A 19,901-nucleotide genomic window follows, 5' to 3' on the forward strand; every position below is an offset into this window, starting at 1 on the left:
TTAGATGGCTAAGACTAGCTCCATCGAGAAAAACAAGCGCCGCGCCAAGCTCGCCAAGCAGTATGCGCCCAAGCGGGCTGCGCTCAAGGCAAAGGCAAAGGACGCGTCGCTCAGCTTTGAAGAGCGCTTCGCTGCCCAGCTCAAGCTGGCCGAGTTGCCCCGCAATGCTTCGCCGGTTCGCATTCGCAACCGTTGTGAGGTTTCGGGTCGTCCGCGCGGCTACTATCGCAAGCTCAAGCTGAGCCGTATCGCGCTCCGCGAGCTTGGCTCGATGGGCATGATCCCCGGTCTGGTCAAGTCGAGCTGGTAAGGAAAGAACGAAGATGACTCTTACAGATCCTCTTGGCGATATGCTGACCCGCATCCGCAACGCGCAGATGCGCCGTCGCGATGTCGTCCGTACGCCGGCTTCGAGCCTTCGCGCTCACGTTCTCGACGTTCTCAAGGCTGAAGGCTACATTCGTGGCTATTCGGAAGAGACCAACGAAAACGGTCTGCCCGAATTCTCGATCGAGCTGAAGTACTCGGAAAACGAGCCCGTTATCCGTGAACTGCAGCGCGTGTCGAAGCCTGGCCGTCGCGTTTACGCCTCGGTCAAGAATATTCCGGTTGTCGGCAATGGTCTTGGTGTCTCGATCCTCTCCACCCCCAAGGGTGTGATGGCCGACCACAAGGCTCGCGCTGAAAACGTTGGCGGCGAGGTTCTCTGCCGCGTCTTCTAAAACGTGTTACATGCCGGTCGTTTCAACCGGCCGGCGTGGCGCACATACGTTTGGAGTTTCCGTGTGATCGGAAGCGGGCAGGGTGAAAGCCTGCCTTCACACAACGAAAAGGCAATTTAATATGTCGCGTATTGGCAAAAAGCCGGTAGCACCGGTCAGCGGCGTGACGGTCACAGTGGACGGCCAGAAGGTCACCGCAAAGGGCTCCAAGGGTGAGCTTTCTGTGGTGCTCGTCGATCTGGTCAAGCCCGAAATGACCGATGACGGCGTCGTTATCACCCCTGTCAACGACAGCCGCGAGGCCCGTTCGGCCTGGGGTCTGTCCCGCTCGCTCGTGCAGAACATCGTGACCGGCGTCTCGACCGGCTTTGAGCGCAAGCTCGCCATCACCGGCGTCGGCTATCGTGCCCAGATGCAAGGCTCGGACCTCAAGCTGTCCCTCGGCTTTTCCCATGAAGTGATCTTCAAGGCGCCCGACGGGATTTCGCTTGCAGCACCCACCCAGACGGAAATCGTCGTCACGGGTATCGACAAGCAGCAAGTTGGACAGGTCGCGTCCGACATTCGTGAATTCCGTCCGCCGGAGCCCTACAAGGGCAAGGGCGTGCGCTATGCGGACGAGCACATCTACCGCAAAGAAGGCAAGAAGAAGTAAGGATTGGTCGAGATGGCTAAGCTTTCTGGTATCGAACGGCGCAAGGCGCGTGTTCGTCGGGCTCTCAAGGCCCGTGCCAACGGTCGTCCGCGCTTGTCGGTCTTCCGTTCGGAAAAGAATATCTACGCACAGATCATTGACGATGCGAATGGCGTGACCCTGGTGTCCGCTTCCTCGCTCGAAAAGGATCTCAAGATCAAGAACGGCGCCAATCAGGCCGCTGCCTCTGAAGTTGGCAAGGCACTCGCTGCCCGCGCCACCAAGGCCGGCGTTTCGAATGTCGTGTTCGATCGCGGTTCCTATCTGTTCCATGGTCGCGTCAAGGCGCTGGCCGATGCAGCCCGTGAGGGCGGGTTGAGCTTCTAAGCTCGACCAAACCGAAATTACAAAGAGCTGGTAACGATGAAAGACTTTCAAGAGCGCGACAGCGAGTTTGTAGATCGCCTGGTGCACATCAATCGCGTCGCCAAGGTGGTGAAGGGCGGCCGGCGGTTCGGTTTTGCCGCGCTCGTCGTCGTTGGGGATCAGAAGGGCCGCGTCGGCTTCGGTCATGGCAAGGCACGCGAAGTGCCTGAAGCCATCCGCAAGGCAACCGAGCAGGCCAAGCGCCAGATGATCCGCGTGCCCCTGCGCGAAGCCCGTACGCTGCACCATGACGTGCAGGGCCGTCACGGCGCCGGCAAGGTGATCCTGCGTGCGGCTCCGGCCGGTACCGGTATCATCGCGGGTGGCCCGATGCGCGCCGTTTTCGAAACTCTGGGCATCAACGATATCGTTGCCAAGAGCCAGGGTTCGGCAAATCCCTACAACATGGTTCGCGCCACGTTCGACGCGCTCAAGAACGTCGACAGCCCGCGTTCGGTCGCGGCCCGTCGCGGTCTCAAGGTTTCCGAGTTGCAGGCACGTCGCGGCGAAGCCGCCGTCGAGGCCTGATAGAGCGCTCGAGGAGAGAAACAATGGCTAAGAAGACCGTCATCGTCGAGCAGATCGGTTCGCCGATCCGCCGCAAGGAAGATCAGCGCGCGACACTTGTCGGCCTGGGGCTGAACAAGATGCATCGCCGCAGCGAGCTGGAAGACACGCCGTCGGTGCGCGGCATGATTTCCAAGGTCGCTCACCTCGTCCGCGTCGTGGATGAGCAGTAAGAGGGATTTGGTATTATGAAACTCAACGAGATCGCCGATAACGCCGGCGCCACCAAAGCCAAGGTTCGCGTCGGTCGCGGCATCGGCTCTGGTCTTGGCAAGACCGGCGGTCGTGGCGTCAAGGGTCAGAAGTCCCGTTCGGGCGTTTCGATCAATGGCTTTGAAGGCGGGCAGATGCCGCTTCACATGCGGATGCCCAAGCGCGGCTTCAACAATCCCTTCGCCAAGAAGTGGAATGCTGTTCGCCTCGACCGCATCCAGGCCTATATCGATAGCGGCAAGCTCGACGCCAAGGGCGTCGTGGATGCCGAAGCACTGGTCAAGGCCGGCGTCATCCGCCGTGCCAAGGACGGTGTGCGCCTGATCAACAGCGGTGAATTCAAGGCCAAGAAGGTCACCTTCAAGGTCAACCACGTTTCCGCTGGTGCCGCCGCTGCTATCGAAGCAGCCGGGGGCAAGGTCGAGCTGATCGGCAAGCCTGCCGACGCCGAATAATTCGTTGCGACTTTTCGAGCGCGCCCTGGCGATCTTCCTGAATACGGGGATTGCATAGGGGCGCGCTCTGACTATATCAGAGCATTGTCTTTTTTCCGGGCCCATGTGGCCCGTTCCTTTGCTCTATAAGCTACTTCAGAGGGAGCCGTCATGGCGTCTGCAGCCGAGCAACTGGCCCGAAACTTGAGTTTTTCGACCTTTTCGAAGGCCAAGGAACTCCAGAAGCGGATTTTCTTCACCCTTGGCGCGTTGCTGGTTTACCGACTCGGCACCTATATTCCGATTCCGGGCATCGACCCCGATGCCTTCGCGTCGACATTTCAGCAGGCGCAGGGCGGCATCTTCGGGCTGTTCAACATGTTCGCCGGCGGCGCTGTCGAACGGCTTGCGATTTTCGCGCTCAACCTGATCCCCTACATTACCGCTTCGATTGTCATCCAGGTGATGTCGACGGCTTCTCCGCGCCTCGAGGCGCTCAAGAAGGAAGGGGAGAGCGGGCGGCGCAAGCTCAACCAGTACACGCGGTATCTTACCGTCATCTTCTGCGCCGTTCAGGCCTATGGCATTGCCGTGGGCCTTGAGGCGAGCGAAGGCGTAGTGGCCGATCCGGGCTGGTTCTTCCGTGTTTCGACGGTCATCACGCTTGTTGGCGGCACCATGTTCCTGATGTGGCTGGGTGAACAGATGACGGCGCGCGGTGTCGGCAACGGCATTTCGCTGATCATTTTCGCCGGTATCGTGGCATCGTTGCCCGCGACCATCGCCCAGACGCTCGAATTGAGCCGCACCGGCGCGCTGCCGACCATTGCCGTGGTGGGCATCCTGATCGGCGCTATCGTCGTAATCGGTGTCATCGTGTTCTTCGAGCGCGCCCAGCGCAGGCTTCTGATCCAGTATCCAAAGCGCCAGGTGGGCAACAAGATGTATCAGGGCGATACCTCGCACCTGCCGCTCAAGCTCAACACGGCGGGCGTTATCCCGGTGATCTTCTCGTCCTCGCTGCTGCTGTTGCCGGCAACGATCGCGACATTCTCGGCCCAGGGCGATGCCCCGCAGTGGCTGCAGTATATCTCGGCGCTGCTCGGGCGCGGACAGCCGCTCTATCTGGCGCTTTTTGCCGGAATGATCATCTTCTTTGCGTTCTTTTACACCTCGATCGTTTTCAATCCGACCGAGACGGCGGATAATCTCAAGCGGTCGGGCGGGTTCATTCCCGGCATCCGTCCGGGTGAAAGAACGGCGCAGCATATCGACTATGTGCTGACCCGCATTACCGTTGTCGGCGCGATCTATCTGACCATCGTCGCGCTGATCCCTGAAGTGTTCCTGAGCCAGCTCAACATCTCGGCCTTCCTGGGCGGCACCTCGCTGCTGATCATGGTCACGGTGACGCTGGATACGGTGAGCCAGATTCAGAGCCATCTGATCGCACAGCAGTATGAGGGCATGGTCAAAAAATCGCGTCTAGGGGGACGGAAAAGATGAGACTGGTTCTTTTGGGGCCTCCGGGGGCAGGCAAGGGCACTCAGGCACAGATCCTGGTATCGACCTATTCCATTCCGCAGCTTTCGACCGGTGACATGCTCCGGGCGGCAATTGCCGACAAGACGCCGCTGGGCCTCGAGGCCAAGGCGATCGTTGATCGGGGGGATCTGGTTTCCGACGATATCGTGTCGGGCATCATTTCCGAGCGCATGGATCAGCCCGATTGCGAAAACGGGTTCATCCTCGACGGCTTCCCGCGCACCATCGCCCAGGCCGAGGCGCTGACGCATATGCTTGACCGCAAGGGGCTTCACCTCGATGCGGTCATCGAAATCAAGGCCGATCCCGATGTGCTTGTCGAGCGCATCATCAATCGGGCCAAGGAAAGCGGCGGCGCCCGGGCGGACGACAATGAGGAAGTGCTGCGCAAGCGCCTCGATGTCTATACCCAGCAGACCGCGCCCCTGGTGTCGTTCTATTCCGAGCAGGGCCTGCTCAAATCAGTGGATGGAATGGCGCCGATCGAGGAGGTCACCTCCGCGATCAAGGCAGCGATCAGCTGACCGAAACGATTGGGCTTGCGGCAGTGTTGACTTTGATGCCGTGAGTCCTTAGAACCGCGCCCAGTCTCAGAAATTTCGAGGGCTGGATTCGGTTCCTTCCGTATAGAGAAGGGGGTCGGATGCCGGTCCCTTGTTGTTGAACGAAACGGGACGGTAACGTCCTCATATCAATTTAGGAGATCCGACGTGGCTCGTATTGCTGGCGTCAATATCCCGACGAACAAGCGCGTGATCATCGCGTTGCAGTATATTCACGGGATTGGGCCGAAAATGGCCTCTGAAATCTGCGAGAAGGTGTCCATTCCGGCCGAGCGGCGCGTGAATGAGCTGACCGACGCGGAAGTTATCCAGATCCGCGAAACCATCGACCGTGACTATCAGGTCGAGGGTGACCTTCGCCGTTCGGTTGCCATGAACATCAAGCGTTTGATGGATCTGGGCAACTATCGCGGCCTGCGTCATCGTCGCGGTCTGCCGGTGCGTGGTCAGCGGACCCACACCAACGCGCGTACCCGCAAAGGCCCTGCAAAGGCCATCGCGGGCAAAAAGAAATAAGAAGGCCGGCGCCGGTGCGGCAGGGTGGGGCATTTTGCCCGGCCCCGACGTTCCGTTTCGGGTTTCTTGAGGTGTAGCCGCTGGAACCACGGCGGCGCTAGAGATCACTAGAGGAAGTAAATGGCTAAAGCAGAAACGACACGCGTTCGCCGCCGCGAGCGCAAGAATATCAGTGCTGGCGTTGCACATGTGAACGCCTCGTTCAACAACACGATGGTCACCATCACCGACGTTCAGGGCAACACGATCTCCTGGTCCTCCGCCGGTACGATGGGTTTCAAGGGTTCGCGCAAATCGACCCCTTACGCAGCACAGATGGCTGCTGAAGACGCCGCCAAGAAGGCGCAGGAACACGGCATGAAGACCCTCGAGGTCGAGGTCCGTGGCCCGGGTTCAGGTCGTGAATCGGCACTGCGTGCCCTTCAGGCCGCCGGTTTCACTGTCACTTCCATCCGGGACGTTACATCCATTCCTCACAATGGGTGCCGGCCGCGCAAGCGCCGTCGCGTCTGATGTGAATGGACCTCGGCAAGGCCAGCCGGGGTTCTTTTACGGTTTGCGGCATGGCGGCCGGGCAGGGCCGCGATTTTGAAAGGAAGTTGGACGTGATGATCCAGAAAAACTGGCAGGAACTGATTAAGCCGACCAAGCTCGACGTCGTTCCGGGCAGCGATTCCGCGCGCGTCGCCTCCGTGGTCGCCGAGCCGCTCGAACGCGGTTATGGCTTGACCCTTGGCAACACGCTGCGCCGGGTTCTGCTCTCGTCGCTGCAGGGTGCGGCAATTACCGCCATCCAGATCGATGGCGTATTGCACGAATTCTCGTCGATTCCCGGCGTGCGTGAGGACGTGACTGATCTCGTTCTCAACATCAAGGAAATCGCCATCAAGATGGAAGACGAAGGGCCAAAGCGCCTTACGCTTTCCAAGCAGGGTCCGGGTGCCGTCACCGCCGGCGACATCAAGACCACTGGCGACATCGAAGTGCTCAATCCTGACCTCGTTATCTGTCACCTTGATGACGGGGCCGAGATCAATATCGAGTTCACGGTCAATACCGGCAAGGGCTATGTCCCGGCCGACCGCAACAAGCCTGAAGATGCACCGATCGGCTATATCGCTGTCGACGCATTGTTCTCGCCGGTCAAGCGCGTCAGCTACAAGGTCGAAAAGACCCGTGAGGGCCAGAACCTCGACTTTGACAAGCTGAGCATGCAGATCGAGACCAACGGCGCGATCAGCCCCGAAGACGCGCTGGCCTTTGCGGCCCGCATCGTCCAGGACCAGCTGTCCGTGTTCGTCAATTTCGAAGAGCCCACCAAGGAAAAGGCCGAGGATTCGACACCCGAACTCGCCTTCAACCCGGCGCTGCTCAAGAAGGTGGACGAGCTCGAGTTGTCGGTGCGTTCGGCGAACTGCCTCAAGAACGACAACATCGTTTATATTGGCGATCTCATCCAGAAGACGGAAGCGGAAATGCTCCGCACGCCGAACTTCGGGCGCAAGTCGCTCAACGAGATCAAGGAAGTGCTGGCCCAGATGGGGCTCCATCTCGGGATGGACGTCAACAACTGGCCGCCCGAAAACATCGAAGACCTCGCCAAGCGTTACGAAGATCATTATTGATCGTCCGCCAAGCGAACGAACTTTTGGATTGTCGCGTTCGCGAACCGAAAAAGATGGTATCCACTTTTTCTGCGAACGTTCCGAAATTAGGAGAGTACCATGCGCCACGGTAAAGCCGGCCGCAAACTGAACCGGACCTCTTCGCATCGCAAGGCGATGTTCAAGAACATGTCCGCATCGTTGATCAAGCACGAACAGATCGTGACGACCCTTCCCAAGGCGAAGGAATTGCGTCCGATCGTCGAAAAGCTCATCACCCTTGGCAAGCGCGGCGATCTGCATGCCCGCCGCCAGGCCATCGCCCAGATCGGCGATGAGACCATGGTCAAGAAGCTGTTCGACGTTCTGGGCCCGCGCTACAAGGACCGCAACGGTGGCTACACCCGCGTCCTCAAGGCCGGCTTCCGCCACGGCGACAACGCCGCTGTCGGGATCATCGAGCTTGTCGATCGCGATGTCGAAGCCAAGGGCAAGGATTCCGGCCCGACCGCTGACTTCACGCGCGACGAAGAGAGCGAAGCCGCATAAGCGGTTTCCGCCTCAGGCAGAATCGAAAAGGGCGGCTCTCGAGCCGCCTTTTTTGTTGGCCGGCCATCCGTTGGCCGGGGAGGCAGCGGTCCCGAAAGTCGGTTGTTGATTGTGGTGATACTGCTGGACCCCGGGAGCAAGTCCCGGGGCGACAGTTGTGGGGGAGGCGTCGCCTCAGAATCTGCCTGTCATTGCGGTATGGTCGATCCTGATCCAATGCTGCAATCGGGTGCAAATCCTTCCGGGAACGCCTGAATGCCGATTAAGCGCTGGGTTTTTCCAGACCCCATTGCGCATACAGGCGATTGAGGGCGCCCATGCTGTCGACCCTTGCAAAGGGCAGGCCGCTGGCCTTAACGACGTGCTCGAGTTTTGAGCGGCGACGGGGCTGGACGAAGGCGATATGGTGGATCATCAGCCATTTGAGGCTGTCCTGACCACCTTCGAGGGAGCCGATCCTGTGGCGTTCGAACAGCGTGCGACGGAAATAGCGCCAGAGATTGCCGGGCATTGCCGTATCGACCCAGATAATGCCGGTGGCGCGCTCGAGGCGTTGGGGCATGAGGCGGGAGTAATTGCCTTCCATTACCCAATTCTCGCCAGCAATGGCCTGGTTGTGCAGGCGCTCGAATTCTTGCGCCGGGCGGGGAACCCAATCGGTGTTCGGCTGATGATGGAGCAGGTCGAGGTGGACGGGAGGCAAGCTCAATGCCTGACCGATCGCCGCTGCGAGGGTCGATTTTCCCGAATTGGATGGACCGAAAACGCAAATCCGCGGCCCGAGTGTTTCGGGTCGCGGGAATTGGCTGTTGCCGGCGGTCATCAGACCAGAATGTCGTCGACCCAATAGAGGTCGCGACGGTCGAAACCGTTGAACGGGGTGAGGGAAGCCTGAGTGTAGGCGCCCATCAGGCCGAACTCGATATAGTCGTCCTCGGCAATTGCTGCCGGCAGAATGAAGGTCTGGGGCATCACGTCGTAGCTGTCGCAGGTCGGCCCGAAGATCTTGAAGTCCCAACTCTCGCCGGTCAGCACCTTGTCGCCGCGCCACACGCGGATCGGCAACATGAATTCAAGGATCATCGCTTCCATCAGCGAGCCATAGACGCCGTCGTTGAGATAGACCGACTGTTCGCCGCGCACGTGTTTGACGCGCAGCAGGAGCGATGTGCAGCCGGTGGACAGGCCGCGTCCGGGCTCGGCGATCAGTTCGGGCTTGTTCGAGCCGAACGTATCGGCGACAGCGTTGCGGATGGTCTCGAAATAGACGTCGAGGGGCGGGGCCGAATTGGTGATGTAGGGGGCGGGAAAGCCGCCGCCGATATTGAGGCGCTTGAGCTCGATGCCCGAGGCCTGGGCGATGCGCCCCGCAGCGGCGATGTGGCGCTCATAGGCATAGGCTTCCTCGCACTGGCTGCCGACGTGGAAGCACAGCGAGGTCGAATATCCCATGGCCTTGGCCAATGTGCAGATTGCGATGGCGCCTTCCTCCATCACGCCGAACTTGGTGCCGAAATCGTAGGATTTGAGCGCCTTGCCGGCCTTGAAGCGCACAGTCACCTCGACATCCTCGCGGGGGGGGATGACGGCGGCGAGCTGGTCGAGCTGGGCCACGTGGTCGATGGTAAAGGAGCGAACGCCGAACTCGGAATAGGCGCGCTCGATCTCTCGACGCGACTTGATGGGATTGTTGTAGTGCATCCCGGCTTGAGGCGCGTATTTGCGGATCAGGGCCATTTCGGTGTTGGAGGCAACATCGTAGGCCTTGAGCCCCTCGCGATTCATGATCTCAAGAATATGGGGCGAGGGGTTTGATTTGACCGCATAGGTCAACAGGCCATCAAAGCCCGTCTTGAAGGTATTTATGGCATCGACCAGAAGCCGTTCGGAAAACAGGAAACTCGGATAATCGGGTTCCTCGGTGGCGATCAGTTCTGCGGTGTTCGCGTATGTGCGAGACGGCGCGTGGTCCATTGACCTTGATACCTTGTGCGGGGGTTGAAAGCGCGCGTGTATAGGGCTCATTGCCCCCCTCTGCAATGGCCAATTTCGGCTATAGAGCCAGGTTGTGACGATTCTTTGTGCGGGGTCAAAATTGACACGCTTTTGCCGCCAACCTTACGGGCTTGTCACTTGAAACCAAAGCCCTGGCAACTAACCTCTGAGGCGCGTTGCAAGCTCTGGAGTGTGCCCATGTTCCGCAAGTCGATTATTGCCGTTTTTCTGGCTCTCGCACCCGCCGTCGCCTTCGCTCAGGCCGAAAAGGTGGTCCCGCAGAGCCAGGCGGAAATCCAGCTATCCTATTCACCTGTCGTGGAGCAGGTCGCGCCGGCGGTCGTCAACGTCTATGCCACGCGGGTCACCCAGCAGCAGAGCAGTTTCAACGATCCGTTCTTTGAACAGTTCTTCGGGCGCTCGCCGCTGTTCAACCAGCGGCCGCAGACCTCCCAATCGCTGGGGTCGGGCGTGATTGTCAGTGCGGATGGCATGATCCTCACCAACAATCACGTCGTGGAAGGGGCGACCGACATTCGGGTCGTGCTCAATGACGGGCGGGAATATCCCGTCGAGCTGGTGCTGGCCGATCCCTCGACCGATCTGGCCGTGCTCAGGGCCGAGGACGGGGCGGGGGAGTTTCCCTTCGTCACGTTTGCCGATTCCGACCAGTTGCAGGTCGGCGATCTCGTTCTGGCCATCGGCAACCCGTTCGGGGTGGGGCAATCGGTGTCCAGCGGCATCGTTTCGGCGCTGGCGCGGACCGGCATGGGGATGACCGACTACCAGTTCTTCATCCAGACCGATGCAGCGATCAATCCGGGTAATTCGGGTGGCGCGCTGGTCGATATGAACGGGCAACTCGTCGGTATCAACACGGCGCTGTTTACCCGCTCGGGCGGGTCGCAAGGGATCGGGTTTGCCATACCATCAAATATGGCGAGGGTGATCGCCGATGCGGGCGCGGCGGGCGGCGAGATCGTGCGGCCATGGTTGGGCGCGCAGATGCAGATGCTTGACGCCGAGCTGGCCGCCAGCCTGGGGCTGGCCACGCCGCGCGGGGCGCTGGTGACCGAGATCGCGCCCGGCAGCCCGGCGGAGGCTGCGGGGCTGGCTTCGGGAGACGTGATCACCGCGATCGACGGAGTGGCGGTTCAGGACCCCGAAGCGCTCAATTATCGCGTGGCGACCAAGCCGGTCGGCTCGATCTCCCAATTGACGCTGTGGCGGAACGGCGCCGAAACGACTGCCGCACTGGAATTGGGGGCGCCGCCCGCCACTTCGGACCGGCAGGCGACGATTTCGGGCAATACGCGATTTGCGGGGGTTACGGCGGCTGAACTGAACCCCGCATTGGCGCAGCAATTGGGGCTGGGCTTTTCAACGCAGGGCATTGCCGTGGTCGGCGTCGAGCCAGGGAGCCCGGCGGCGCGGATGGGGCTTGAGGAAGGCGATGTCATCGTTGCGCTGAACGGCATGGAAATCCGTGATATTGAAACCTTCGAATCCGTTGCCAGCCAGCGTCCGCGCGCCTGGCAGATTATCCTGCAACGCGGAGGCAGGGTCATCCGTTCGGTGGTGAGCGGATGAGACCCATGTGAGGTGCGATGAGCGACCTTTTTCCCGAGGACCTTCGGGCCTCGCGACCGACCGATGAACCGGGCGCCGACCGGCCGCTGGCCGACCGGCTGCGGCCGAAATCGCTCGATGAAGTGATCGGGCAGACCCATATCATCGGGCCCGACGGCACGCTGCGGCGGATGCTGGCATCGGGGCGGCTGGGTTCGCTTGTCCTGTGGGGACCGCCGGGAACGGGCAAGACGACAGTGGCGCGGCTGCTGGCCGATGCGGTCGACTATCGGTTCGAGCAGATTTCGGCGATCTTTTCGGGGGTAGCGGACCTCAAGAAGGTGTTTGAAACGGCGCGCACGGCGCGGCGGGCCGGGCAGCGCACGCTGCTGTTCGTCGACGAGATCCATCGCTTCAACCGGGCGCAGCAGGACAGTTTTCTTCCCGTCATGGAAGACGGCACCGTGGTGCTGGTCGGGGCGACGACGGAGAACCCCAGTTTCGAGCTCAACGCGGCGCTTCTGTCGCGGGCGCAGGTGCTCAAGTTTACCAGTCTCGATCGGGACGATCTCGATGCGCTTGCCAAACGCGCCGAAGAGGAATTGGGCAAGGTATTGCCGCTCGATGAGGACGCGCGACAGACGCTGATCGGGCTGGCCGATGGCGACGGGCGGGCCATGCTGGGGTTGATCGAGGAGATCATTGCCGCAACGGGACCGGATGAAATTTTAGATCCTGCAGGGCTGGCGCGCCTGGTGCAGCGGCGGGCGCCGATCTACGACAAGAGCCAGGATGGCCACTACAACCTGATTTCTGCGCTGCATAAGACGGTGCGCGGATCGGATCCCGATGCGGCGCTCTATTATTTCGCGCGCATGATCGATGCGGGCGAGGACCCGATGTATCTGGCGCGGCGGCTGATCCGCATGGCGGTCGAAGATATCGGCATGGCCGATCCGCAGGCGCTTCCCATCGCCACGGCCGCCAAGGACGCCTACCACATGCTCGGTTCACCCGAGGGCGAGTTGGCGCTGGCTGAAGTGGTGGTTTATCTGGCCACGGCGCCGAAATCGAACGCGCTCTATAATGCTTACAACCGGGCGCTGGCGCTGGCCAAAAAGACCGGGTCGCCGACGCCGCCCACGGCCATTCTCAACGCGCCAACCAAGCTGATGAAATCGGAAGGGTATGGCGAGGGCTATATCTACGATCACGATACGCCGGAAGGGTTTTCGGGGCAGGAGTATTTTCCCGAAAAGATCGGGCGGCAGGATTTCTATCAGCCGGTCGAGCGCGGGTTCGAGCGCGATATCAAGAAGCGGATGGATTATTTCGGGAAACTGCGCGCGGCGAAGCGCGACGTCAGTTAGGTGAGGGTGGTCTGCAAATGGCGGTATTCTGCGCTTCCGGTGCTCACGTACCAAAATGTACGCTCCGCGCCGGTTCTCGAAAACCACCATTTTCGACTCACCCTGACCTAACTGCTTGCAGGACTGACTTCGCCCATGACGGCGGAGTGATTTCCCGCTAGAAGGGCCGCGAATGACAAAGGACAAAGTTTTATGAGCGGCGTGCAATTGCGGGAAGTGGTGGCGGATGAGGACGGGATGCGGCTCGACCGCTGGTTCTCGGTTCATTTTCCCGACCTGAGCTTCGGGCGCCTGCAGAAGCTGCTGCGGTCTGGGCAGGTGCGGGTGGATAGCGGGCGCGTGGCCACCAATGCGCGGCTGGTCGCCGGGCAGACGGTGCGCGTGCCGCCGCTGGGCGATGCGCCCGTGCGCTCGCCGGACGCGCCGCGGATCAATCAGAAAGATGCCGATTTCCTGCGCGACCTCATTTTGTATGAGGACGATGAGGTCTATGTGTTCAACAAGCCGCACGGGCTTGCCGTGCAGGGCGGATCGGGCACCAAGCGCCATATCGATGGCATGCTCAAATCGCTGCCCAACAAGAAGGGTGAGCCGCCGCGGCTGGTTCACCGCCTCGACCGGGATACGTCGGGGTGCCTGCTGGTGGCCAAGACGCGGGCGGCGGCGAGCCATTTCGGAACCGTGTTCCGCTCACGCTCGGCGCGCAAGATCTATTGGGCGATAACGATTGGCGTTCCCCATCCGCGCCAGGGGCGGATTTCGTGCTTTCTGGCGCGGCAATCGACCCAGGATGGCGAGCAGATGGTGGTTGTCGAAAACGGCACCGAGGGCGCGCAGCATTCGGTGAGCTATTATTCGGTGACCGAGAGCGCGGCCAACCAGTTCGCCTGGGTGACGCTCAAGCCGGTGACCGGGCGCACGCATCAGTTGCGGGTGCACATGATGGAACTGGGTACGCCCATTCTCGACGACCCGCGCTACAACACGCTGGAAAACTGGAATTTCGAGCGGCCCGAGGAACTGGGCAACGGGCTGCATCTGCACGCGAGGCGGCTGGCCATTCCGCTGCGCAGCGGCAAGAGGCTCGATATCACGGCGCCGCTGCCGCCGCATATGAAGGCGAGCTTCGAGACGCTGGGGTTTGATGCCAATCAGTATGATGTGCAGGATGTCGATCCGGAGGATGATGCGTGATGGCCGAGCCGCGTCTAATCATGTTCGACATGGACGGCACGTTGATCGATTCCGGAGCGATCATTGCCGAGCACATGGCGGCGACGTTTCGCGATCACGGGCTGGACGTGCCGACGGCGGAAATGTCTCATTCGATCATTGGTCTGTCGCTGGAAATTGCCATGGAACGTCTGGCGCAATGCGATGCGGAGACAGCCATCCTGATGGCAGGAACCTACCGCCAGCACTATCGCGCCATGCTGGCCGGCGGCGAGCGGCACGAGCCGCTTTATGCGGGGGCGCTGGAGGCGCTGAACCGGTTGCGGGCGCATGAGGCGTCGATCCTGGGCATTGCCACCGGCAAGAGGCTGAGCGGGGTCAATCGCATTCTGGCGTTGCACGCCCTGGCGGATCATTTCGTGACACTGCAGACTCCCGACCACAATCCGTCCAAGCCTCATCCGGGGATGATCCTGCGGGCCTGCGCCGAGACCGGGATCGATCCGTCCTGCACGGTGATGATCGGGGATACGACCTTCGACATGGAGCTGGGGCGGTCGGCTGGGGCGCGGACCATCGGGGTTAGCTGGGGCTATCACGCCCGCGTTGCGCTTGAAGAGAGCGGTGCCCATATCATCATCGACGATTATGCCGATCTCGATGACGCTATCGAAAGGGTTTTGAGCTGATGCGCGAATTTCTCGAAGACGCGATCCGGCACCAGGATGCCGGACAGGGGCGCCATCAGAAGGATCTGATTCGCGAGTTGCCCAAGCGCTTCTACAAATCGGTGGACGTGGCCGAGACCGATGGCGTTTTCACCGTGCTGCTGGATGGGCGCGTGACCAAGACGCCGACCGGCAAGCAGGTTGGCGTGGGCCACGCCGATCTGGCGGCGCGCATGCGCGAGGAATGGGATGCGCAGGGCGATCGCATCGATCCCGACATGATGCCGCATGTCAAACTCATCAACTCGGCCGTCGAGGCGGGCGAGGAGTCGCGGGCGGCTCTGCTCGATGAGGTGGTGAAATATGCGGGTAACGACCTGCTGCTCTATCGCGCCGACAGCCCGCGCGAGCTTGTCGAAAAGCAGGAGCAGATCTGGGACGATGTGCTCGTGCGGATCGCACGGCATTTTTCGGTCAGCTTTCAGCCAACCGTTGGGATTGTGCACAGGGCGCAATCTCCCGACATGCTGAAAAAGCTCAGAGGTGCCATCGAGCCGCTGCATCATGTGCCTGCCACTGCGATGGTGTCGGTGACGGGGCTGACGGGCTCGGGTCTGCTGGCAATTGGTTTGCGCGAGCAGCTGGTCGATGCCGATGCCGCGTGGACGGCGGCGCATGTGGACGAGGACTACCAGATTTCGCTGTGGGGCGAAGATTACGAGGCGGCGGCGCGGCGTCGGCAGAGGCGCCTCGAATTTGATGCCGCCGTCAATGTCATCAAGCTCTTAGCCTGATTTCCTGCCAGCCTGATTCAGCAGCCATTCGGCCACATCCGGGGCGATTTCGCGCAGCGGATCGAGCACGAAATCACGCTCATGGGCATAGGGATGGGGCAGGGTCAGGCGCTCGGTTTCCATCACCAGATCATCGTAGGTGATAACGTCGATATCGATGCTGCGCGGGCCCCATTTCTCGATACGGACGCGTCCGATTTCGGCTTCGGTGGCAAGGCAGAAATCGAGAAGTTCGAGCGGGGAGAGGGTGGTTTCGACCAGAACGGCGCCGTTGTGAAACGGGTTCTGATCGGTCTTGCCCCAGGGCTCGCTGACGATCAGGGCGCTTTGTTTCAAAAGGGAAATCCGGGGATGGCCGGCGATGGCCTCAATGGCTTTGGCGATCTGGTGCGCGGGATCGCCAATATTGGCGCCAAGCGCCAGAACGGCGCGGGCCATCAGATCTGCTCCCGCGTCCTGACCATTTCGATGGCGGCTTCGCCGGCCACGATGGGCAGGGGCGCTTCGGGCTTTCTGACCTTGATGCGGATCCAGTCGAGCTTGTCGAAGCGTTCGAAAAGGCGTGTCATGATATGGTGGCCGAGCGCTTCGATCAGCTTGAAGCGTCTTTCCTCGAAGGCTTCCTTCACCAGATCGTAGATGTGGGCGTAGGAGATGGTGGAGGCCACGTCATCGGTGCGGGCGGCCTCGGACATGTCCAGTCCCAGCTCAAGATCAATGCGGAAGCGCTGGCCGAGGGAGTTTTCCTCCATCATGACACCGTGGTAGCCATAAAAGGCCAGCCCGGCCAGAATGATGCGGTCGCGATCGGCAAAGCTGTCCATGGGACTCACCCCTCCAGTTGCGGCGGACCATAGAGCGTGGCGGCAGCCACGCGCAAGGCGTCGCGATTGGCACGCACGTCATGGACGCGGAAAATATGCCCGCCCTTTAAATAGCCCAGAACAGAGGTTGCGATGGTGCCCGAAACGCGCTCCTTGGGCGGTACATCGAGCAGATTGCCGATCATGCGCTTGCGGGATGTGCCGACGAGCAGGGGAAAGCCGAGCGCGTGCAATTCGTCGAGACGGTTGAGGAGCTCGTAGTTCTCGGCAAAGGATTTGGCAAAGCCGAAGCCGGGATCGAGGATGATCGCTTCGCGGGCGATACCGGCCTTGAGCGCGATCTCCACTGACCGGGAGAGCCAGCGCGTCATTTCATCGATCAGGTCGCGCGCGGTATCGCGCTCGGTGTCCCAGTGCATGGCGATGACGGGAGTGCGGTGATGGGCGGCGACGTCAGCGATTTCCGGATCTCGCTGGAAACCCCAGACATCGTTGATGATTTTGGCGCCCGCCTGGACCGCCTGATCGGCGACCAGGGCCTTGTAGGTGTCGATGGAGATCGGGGTTTCAAAACCGCGCTCCGCAAGGGCGTCGAGCACGGGCATGACCCTGTCGAGTTCGTCCTGTACGCTGACTTCTTCAGAGCCCGGCCGGGTGCTTTCGCCGCCGATATCGATGATATCGGCGCCCTCGGAAACGAGGTCTCCTGCGTGCGCGAGGGCCGCGTCGAGGGCGGAGAAATCACCGCCATCGGAAAAGCTGTCTGGGGTGACATTGAGAATGCCCATGACGAGAGGCGTGCGGCCCAGTGTCAGCGGGCCGCCGGCCATCGGAACGTCATAGGCGAGGTGCGTCACTGCACCGAACCGGCCGGGACCGCATAGAGGTCGTATTCGTCGGAATCGACCACGGTCACCGAGATCATGTCGCCGGGCTTGATGCCGGTAGCGTTCTCGACGATCACATTGCCGTCGATCTCGGGGGCATCCCATTGCGAGCGGGCGATGACGCGCTGCTCTTCGGGTTCGACATCATCGACCAGAACGTCGATGGTGCGGCCGACACGGGAGGCGAGGCGTTCGGTCGAAACTTCCTGCAAAGCCTCCATGAGGCGGCCGTAGCGTTCCTGCTTGAGCTCATCGGGGATTTCATCAAGGCCCAGATCGTTGGCGCGGGCGCCAGTGACCGGCTCGTAGGGGAACGCCCCGGCGCGGTCGATCTTTGTCTCGTGGACCCAATCGAGCAGCATCTGGAAGTCTTCCTCGGTCTCACCGGGGAAGCCGACGATGAAGGTCGAGCGGATGGCGAGATCGGGACAGGTTTCGCGCCATTTGCGGATGCGGTCGGCGGTCTTTTCCTGATTGGCCGGGCGCCGCATGGATTTGAGAACCTGCGGGCTGGCGTGCTGGAAGGGGATATCGAGATAGGGCAGGATCACCCCGTCGGCCATCAGAGGAATGACGTTGTCGACGTGGGGGTAGGGATAGACGTAGTGCATGCGCACCCAAGCGCCGAGCTTGCCCATCTCCTCGGCCAATGTCTGGAAGCGCGCTTCGACCTGACGCCCGCGATAGGGGGACGTAGCGTATTTGATGTCCACGCCATAGGCGGAGGTGTCCTGGGAGATAACCATGATCTCCTTGACGCCGGCCTTGACGAGCCGCTCGGCCTCGTAAAGCACCGAAGCGATGGGGCGCGAGACGAGATCGCCGCGGATCGAGGGGATGATACAGAAGGTGCAGCGATTGTTGCAGCCTTCGGAAATCTTGAGATAGGCGTAGTGACGCGGGGTCAGACGCAACCCCTGTTCGGGGACGAGATCGACAAAGGCGTTGGGCACCGGGGGCACGGCCTGATGCACGGCATCGACGACGGCCTCATACTGGTGCGCGCCCGAAACGGCCAGAACGCCGGGATGGGTCTTGCGGATCAGCTCTTCTTCGCCGCCGAGGCAACCGGTGACGATGACGCGGCCATTTTCCGAAATTGCCTCGCCAATGGCGTCGAGGCTTTCGGCCTTGGCGCTGTCGAGAAAGCCGCAGGTGTTGACGATGACGACATCGGCGCCCTCATAAGAGGGCGAAAAGCTGTAGCCCTGCGCGCGCAGCGTGGTGAGAATGCGTTCGGAATCGACGAGGGCCTTGGGGCAGCCAAGGCTGACGAGGCCGATCTTGGGGGCGTTCTGCGTTGATGTTGGCGCGCTCATGGGCGTCCGCTGATCCTTGAAAAGGCGAGATTGCCAAAGGTACCGGGCCAAGCGGACCGGCGCGATGGGATATGAAACTCGCATGAATTTGAGCGTGTCATAACGTAAAGCGCGCAAAGGTCAATCTTTGCGCGCTTCATACCTGCCTTGATGTCAGGGCGCGGCCCTTCGATTTCAAGCCTTGGGGGCCGGTTTTGCGCGGGTTGCGCGCCGTTTGGCCGCCGGCTTGGGGGCTTCTTCCTCCGGCATGATGGCCGGCTCTTCGGCAACCGGGGTGGCAGGTGCGGGAGGCGTTGGGGCAACCGGAGCGGGAGCCGCAGGCTCGACAGGGTCGGGTTCCTGATCGGCCAGGTCTTCGATTGCTTCGCGGACGTCATCGATTAGGGAAGCGCCCATATGTTCGGGCTCGTAGGTTTCGGCCTCGACGCTGTTGGCGCGGAAAAAGACAATGACTGCTTCGCAAACAATGCGCAGGGCCACGAAAGCCAAAAGTCCGAACACAGCGATTTCGAGCAGGCCCCAAAGCCCGTTGCCGAAACCGAACCGGAAGCTCGAAAAGAAATGATTGATCGCCCATAGGCCGATCGCGGCCAGGCCGAGCAGATAAAGGATCGTCACGAGGCGTGGCGAAATGATCCGGCCCAGATTGAACAGGACGCTGCCCGTTGCCAGTTTCCGCAGATCGTCGAAGCGCATTTTTGTCCCCTTGCACCCAGAAACAGTGAGGATTGCTTTGCAGTCACCTTGTCGCGATCAGAGCGCGGAGGCAAGCCTTGCCGGTCCGAAGTGCGTTTCAAAGTGCGATTTGAGCACCGAATCCACCTCGGCCATCGAAACGATCTGCCCCAGATCCTCAAAGCTCGTCACGCCATGCTGGCTTATGCCGCATGGCACGATGCCCGAATAATGGTCGAGGTCGGGGCTAATATTGAGCGAAATGCCGTGGAAGCTGACCCAGCGCGAGACGCGGACGCCGATGGCGGCGATCTTGTCTTCCACGAACGGGCCCTTATCGGGGCGCTTTACCCAGACCCCGATGCGGCCATCGCGTTTTTCGCCCTTGATATTGAAGGCGGCGAGGGTGTCGATCACCCAGTTTTCAAGCCCGGCGACCAGGCACCGGATGTCGCGTCCGCGCTCGCGCAGGTCAAGCATGACATAGGCAACCCGCTGCCCGGGGCCATGATAGGTGAATTGCCCGCCCCGTCCGGCCTGGAACACGGGAAACCGATCTGGGATCAGCAGGTCCTCGGTTTTGGCGGAGGTGCCGGCGGAATAAAGGGGAGGGTGCTCAACCAGCCATATGGCTTCAGACGCTTCACCGGCCGCGATGGCGCGGGCGCGCTCTTGCATTGTTGCCAGTGCATCGGGGTAGGCCACGGGCGCATCGGCGATAACCCAGTTGGCGGGAAGGCCATCGGCCCGCATGAGCTTGGGCGCGCTTGTGCAAATGTCGATCTGGTCGGTCTTTAACACTTCACTAACCATGACGCCTCAATGTCGGAGCCGGCGCGCGGGAGAAATATCGA

Annotated in this window: 26 protein-coding genes; 18 read left to right on the forward strand and 8 right to left on the reverse strand. The window is 61.1% G+C overall.

Features of this window, described 5'->3' with window-relative positions; genetic code table 11:
• Positions 1-4: 4 nt before the first annotated feature.
• The 13 genes from rpsN (at position 5) to rplQ (ending at position 7,773) form a co-directional block, all read left to right on the forward strand.
• The gene (rpsN, locus tag OF122_RS09390) at positions 5-310 is read left to right on the forward strand and encodes a 30S ribosomal protein S14 (RefSeq protein ID WP_264227502.1); all 306 of its coding nucleotides are present in this window, start codon (positions 5-7) and stop codon (positions 308-310) included.
• A 13-nt stretch (positions 311-323) separates the two neighbouring features.
• Entirely contained in the window at positions 324-722 is a 399-nt protein-coding gene (rpsH, locus tag OF122_RS09395) for a 30S ribosomal protein S8 (protein WP_264227503.1), read from the forward strand.
• Between the two features lie 121 nt (positions 723-843).
• Entirely contained in the window at positions 844-1,377 is a 534-nt protein-coding gene (gene rplF, locus OF122_RS09400; protein WP_264227504.1) for a 50S ribosomal protein L6, read from the forward strand.
• 12 nt (positions 1,378-1,389) lie between these two features.
• Entirely contained in the window at positions 1,390-1,743 is a 354-nt protein-coding gene (gene rplR / locus OF122_RS09405) for a 50S ribosomal protein L18 (RefSeq protein ID WP_264227505.1), read from the forward strand.
• Positions 1,744-1,779: 36 nt separating this feature from the next.
• A complete protein-coding gene (rpsE, locus tag OF122_RS09410) occupies positions 1,780-2,310 on the forward strand; it encodes a 30S ribosomal protein S5 (RefSeq protein ID WP_264227506.1) in 531 nt (176 codons plus the stop codon).
• Between the two features lie 23 nt (positions 2,311-2,333).
• Positions 2,334-2,522 carry a 50S ribosomal protein L30 gene (gene rpmD / locus OF122_RS09415; protein WP_014130818.1) on the forward strand — a complete coding sequence of 63 codons (189 nt, stop codon included), beginning with the start codon at positions 2,334-2,336 and terminating at the stop codon, positions 2,520-2,522.
• A 15-nt stretch (positions 2,523-2,537) separates the two neighbouring features.
• Positions 2,538-3,017, forward strand: coding sequence for a 50S ribosomal protein L15 (gene rplO, locus OF122_RS09420; RefSeq protein ID WP_264227507.1), 480 nt, complete (start codon positions 2,538-2,540; stop codon positions 3,015-3,017).
• 150 nt (positions 3,018-3,167) lie between these two features.
• Positions 3,168-4,502 carry a preprotein translocase subunit SecY gene (secY, locus tag OF122_RS09425; RefSeq protein WP_264227508.1) on the forward strand — a complete coding sequence of 445 codons (1,335 nt, stop codon included), beginning with the start codon at positions 3,168-3,170 and terminating at the stop codon, positions 4,500-4,502.
• Entirely contained in the window at positions 4,499-5,065 is a 567-nt protein-coding gene (locus OF122_RS09430; protein WP_264227509.1) for an adenylate kinase, read from the forward strand. Before secY ends, OF122_RS09430 begins: the two co-directional genes overlap by 4 nt.
• A gap of 186 nt (positions 5,066-5,251) precedes the next feature.
• Positions 5,252-5,620: a 30S ribosomal protein S13 gene (rpsM, locus tag OF122_RS09435; protein ID WP_264227510.1), complete on the forward strand. Its 369-nt coding sequence runs from the start codon at positions 5,252-5,254 to the stop codon at positions 5,618-5,620.
• A gap of 120 nt (positions 5,621-5,740) precedes the next feature.
• A complete protein-coding gene (rpsK, locus tag OF122_RS09440) occupies positions 5,741-6,133 on the forward strand; it encodes a 30S ribosomal protein S11 (protein WP_014130813.1) in 393 nt (130 codons plus the stop codon).
• Between the two features lie 50 nt (positions 6,134-6,183).
• Complete coding sequence (locus OF122_RS09445; RefSeq protein WP_264227638.1) at positions 6,184-7,245, forward strand: DNA-directed RNA polymerase subunit alpha; 1,062 nt, start codon at positions 6,184-6,186, stop codon at positions 7,243-7,245.
• A gap of 99 nt (positions 7,246-7,344) precedes the next feature.
• Positions 7,345-7,773: a 50S ribosomal protein L17 gene (gene rplQ / locus OF122_RS09450; RefSeq protein WP_264227511.1), complete on the forward strand. Its 429-nt coding sequence runs from the start codon at positions 7,345-7,347 to the stop codon at positions 7,771-7,773.
• Between the two features lie 262 nt (positions 7,774-8,035).
• Here the strand turns inward: rplQ and OF122_RS09455 are convergent, their stop codons facing one another.
• Together OF122_RS09455 and OF122_RS09460 are read right to left on the reverse strand one after the other, a co-directional pair.
• Positions 8,036-8,596 (reverse strand): P-loop NTPase family protein, encoded by a 561-nt coding sequence (locus tag OF122_RS09455; protein ID WP_264227512.1) that lies wholly within the window; start codon positions 8,594-8,596, stop codon positions 8,036-8,038.
• Complete coding sequence (locus OF122_RS09460) at positions 8,596-9,747, reverse strand: type III PLP-dependent enzyme domain-containing protein (RefSeq protein WP_264227513.1); 1,152 nt, start codon at positions 9,745-9,747, stop codon at positions 8,596-8,598. The genes OF122_RS09455 and OF122_RS09460 overlap by 1 nt, the downstream gene beginning before the upstream one ends.
• Positions 9,748-9,966: 219 nt before the next feature.
• Here OF122_RS09460 and OF122_RS09465 point away from each other — a divergent pair, with 219 nt between their 5' ends.
• The 5 genes from OF122_RS09465 to OF122_RS09485 all read left to right on the forward strand — a co-directional run bounded on the left by OF122_RS09465 (position 9,967) and on the right by OF122_RS09485 (position 15,342).
• Positions 9,967-11,358 (forward strand): DegQ family serine endoprotease, encoded by a 1,392-nt coding sequence (locus OF122_RS09465; protein WP_264227514.1) that lies wholly within the window; start codon positions 9,967-9,969, stop codon positions 11,356-11,358.
• A gap of 17 nt (positions 11,359-11,375) precedes the next feature.
• Positions 11,376-12,707: a replication-associated recombination protein A gene (locus tag OF122_RS09470; RefSeq protein WP_264227515.1), complete on the forward strand. Its 1,332-nt coding sequence runs from the start codon at positions 11,376-11,378 to the stop codon at positions 12,705-12,707.
• A gap of 192 nt (positions 12,708-12,899) precedes the next feature.
• On the forward strand, positions 12,900-13,901 hold the full coding sequence (locus tag OF122_RS09475; protein WP_264227516.1) for an RluA family pseudouridine synthase: 1,002 nt from the start codon (positions 12,900-12,902) through the stop codon (positions 13,899-13,901).
• Positions 13,901-14,569: an HAD-IA family hydrolase gene (locus tag OF122_RS09480; RefSeq protein ID WP_264227517.1), complete on the forward strand. Its 669-nt coding sequence runs from the start codon at positions 13,901-13,903 to the stop codon at positions 14,567-14,569. Before OF122_RS09475 ends, OF122_RS09480 begins: the two co-directional genes overlap by 1 nt.
• On the forward strand, positions 14,569-15,342 hold the full coding sequence (locus OF122_RS09485; protein WP_264227518.1) for an ATP12 family chaperone protein: 774 nt from the start codon (positions 14,569-14,571) through the stop codon (positions 15,340-15,342). The genes OF122_RS09480 and OF122_RS09485 overlap by 1 nt, the downstream gene beginning before the upstream one ends.
• Here OF122_RS09485 and folK read toward each other — a convergent pair.
• The 6 genes from folK to lipB all read right to left on the reverse strand — a co-directional run bounded on the left by folK (position 15,334) and on the right by lipB (position 19,860).
• The gene (gene folK / locus OF122_RS09490) at positions 15,334-15,780 is read right to left on the reverse strand and encodes a 2-amino-4-hydroxy-6-hydroxymethyldihydropteridine diphosphokinase (protein ID WP_264227519.1); all 447 of its coding nucleotides are present in this window, start codon (positions 15,778-15,780) and stop codon (positions 15,334-15,336) included. The genes OF122_RS09485 and folK overlap by 9 nt on opposite strands.
• The gene (gene folB / locus OF122_RS09495; protein ID WP_264227520.1) at positions 15,780-16,166 is read right to left on the reverse strand and encodes a dihydroneopterin aldolase; all 387 of its coding nucleotides are present in this window, start codon (positions 16,164-16,166) and stop codon (positions 15,780-15,782) included. Before folB ends, folK begins: the two co-directional genes overlap by 1 nt.
• 5 nt (positions 16,167-16,171) lie before the next feature.
• Positions 16,172-17,023 (reverse strand): dihydropteroate synthase, encoded by an 852-nt coding sequence (gene folP, locus OF122_RS09500; protein WP_264227521.1) that lies wholly within the window; start codon positions 17,021-17,023, stop codon positions 16,172-16,174.
• Entirely contained in the window at positions 17,020-18,372 is a 1,353-nt protein-coding gene (rimO, locus tag OF122_RS09505) for a 30S ribosomal protein S12 methylthiotransferase RimO (protein ID WP_264227522.1), read from the reverse strand. The genes folP and rimO overlap by 4 nt, the downstream gene beginning before the upstream one ends.
• A 174-nt stretch (positions 18,373-18,546) precedes the next feature.
• Entirely contained in the window at positions 18,547-19,068 is a 522-nt protein-coding gene (locus tag OF122_RS09510) for a DUF4282 domain-containing protein (RefSeq protein WP_264227523.1), read from the reverse strand.
• Between the two features lie 57 nt (positions 19,069-19,125).
• On the reverse strand, positions 19,126-19,860 hold the full coding sequence (gene lipB / locus OF122_RS09515) for a lipoyl(octanoyl) transferase LipB (protein ID WP_408636322.1): 735 nt from the start codon (positions 19,858-19,860) through the stop codon (positions 19,126-19,128).
• Positions 19,861-19,901 lie beyond the last annotated feature (41 nt).

The organism is Pelagibacterium flavum, from assembly GCF_025854335.1.
Taxonomy (GTDB): Bacteria; Pseudomonadota; Alphaproteobacteria; order Rhizobiales; family Devosiaceae; genus Pelagibacterium; species Pelagibacterium flavum.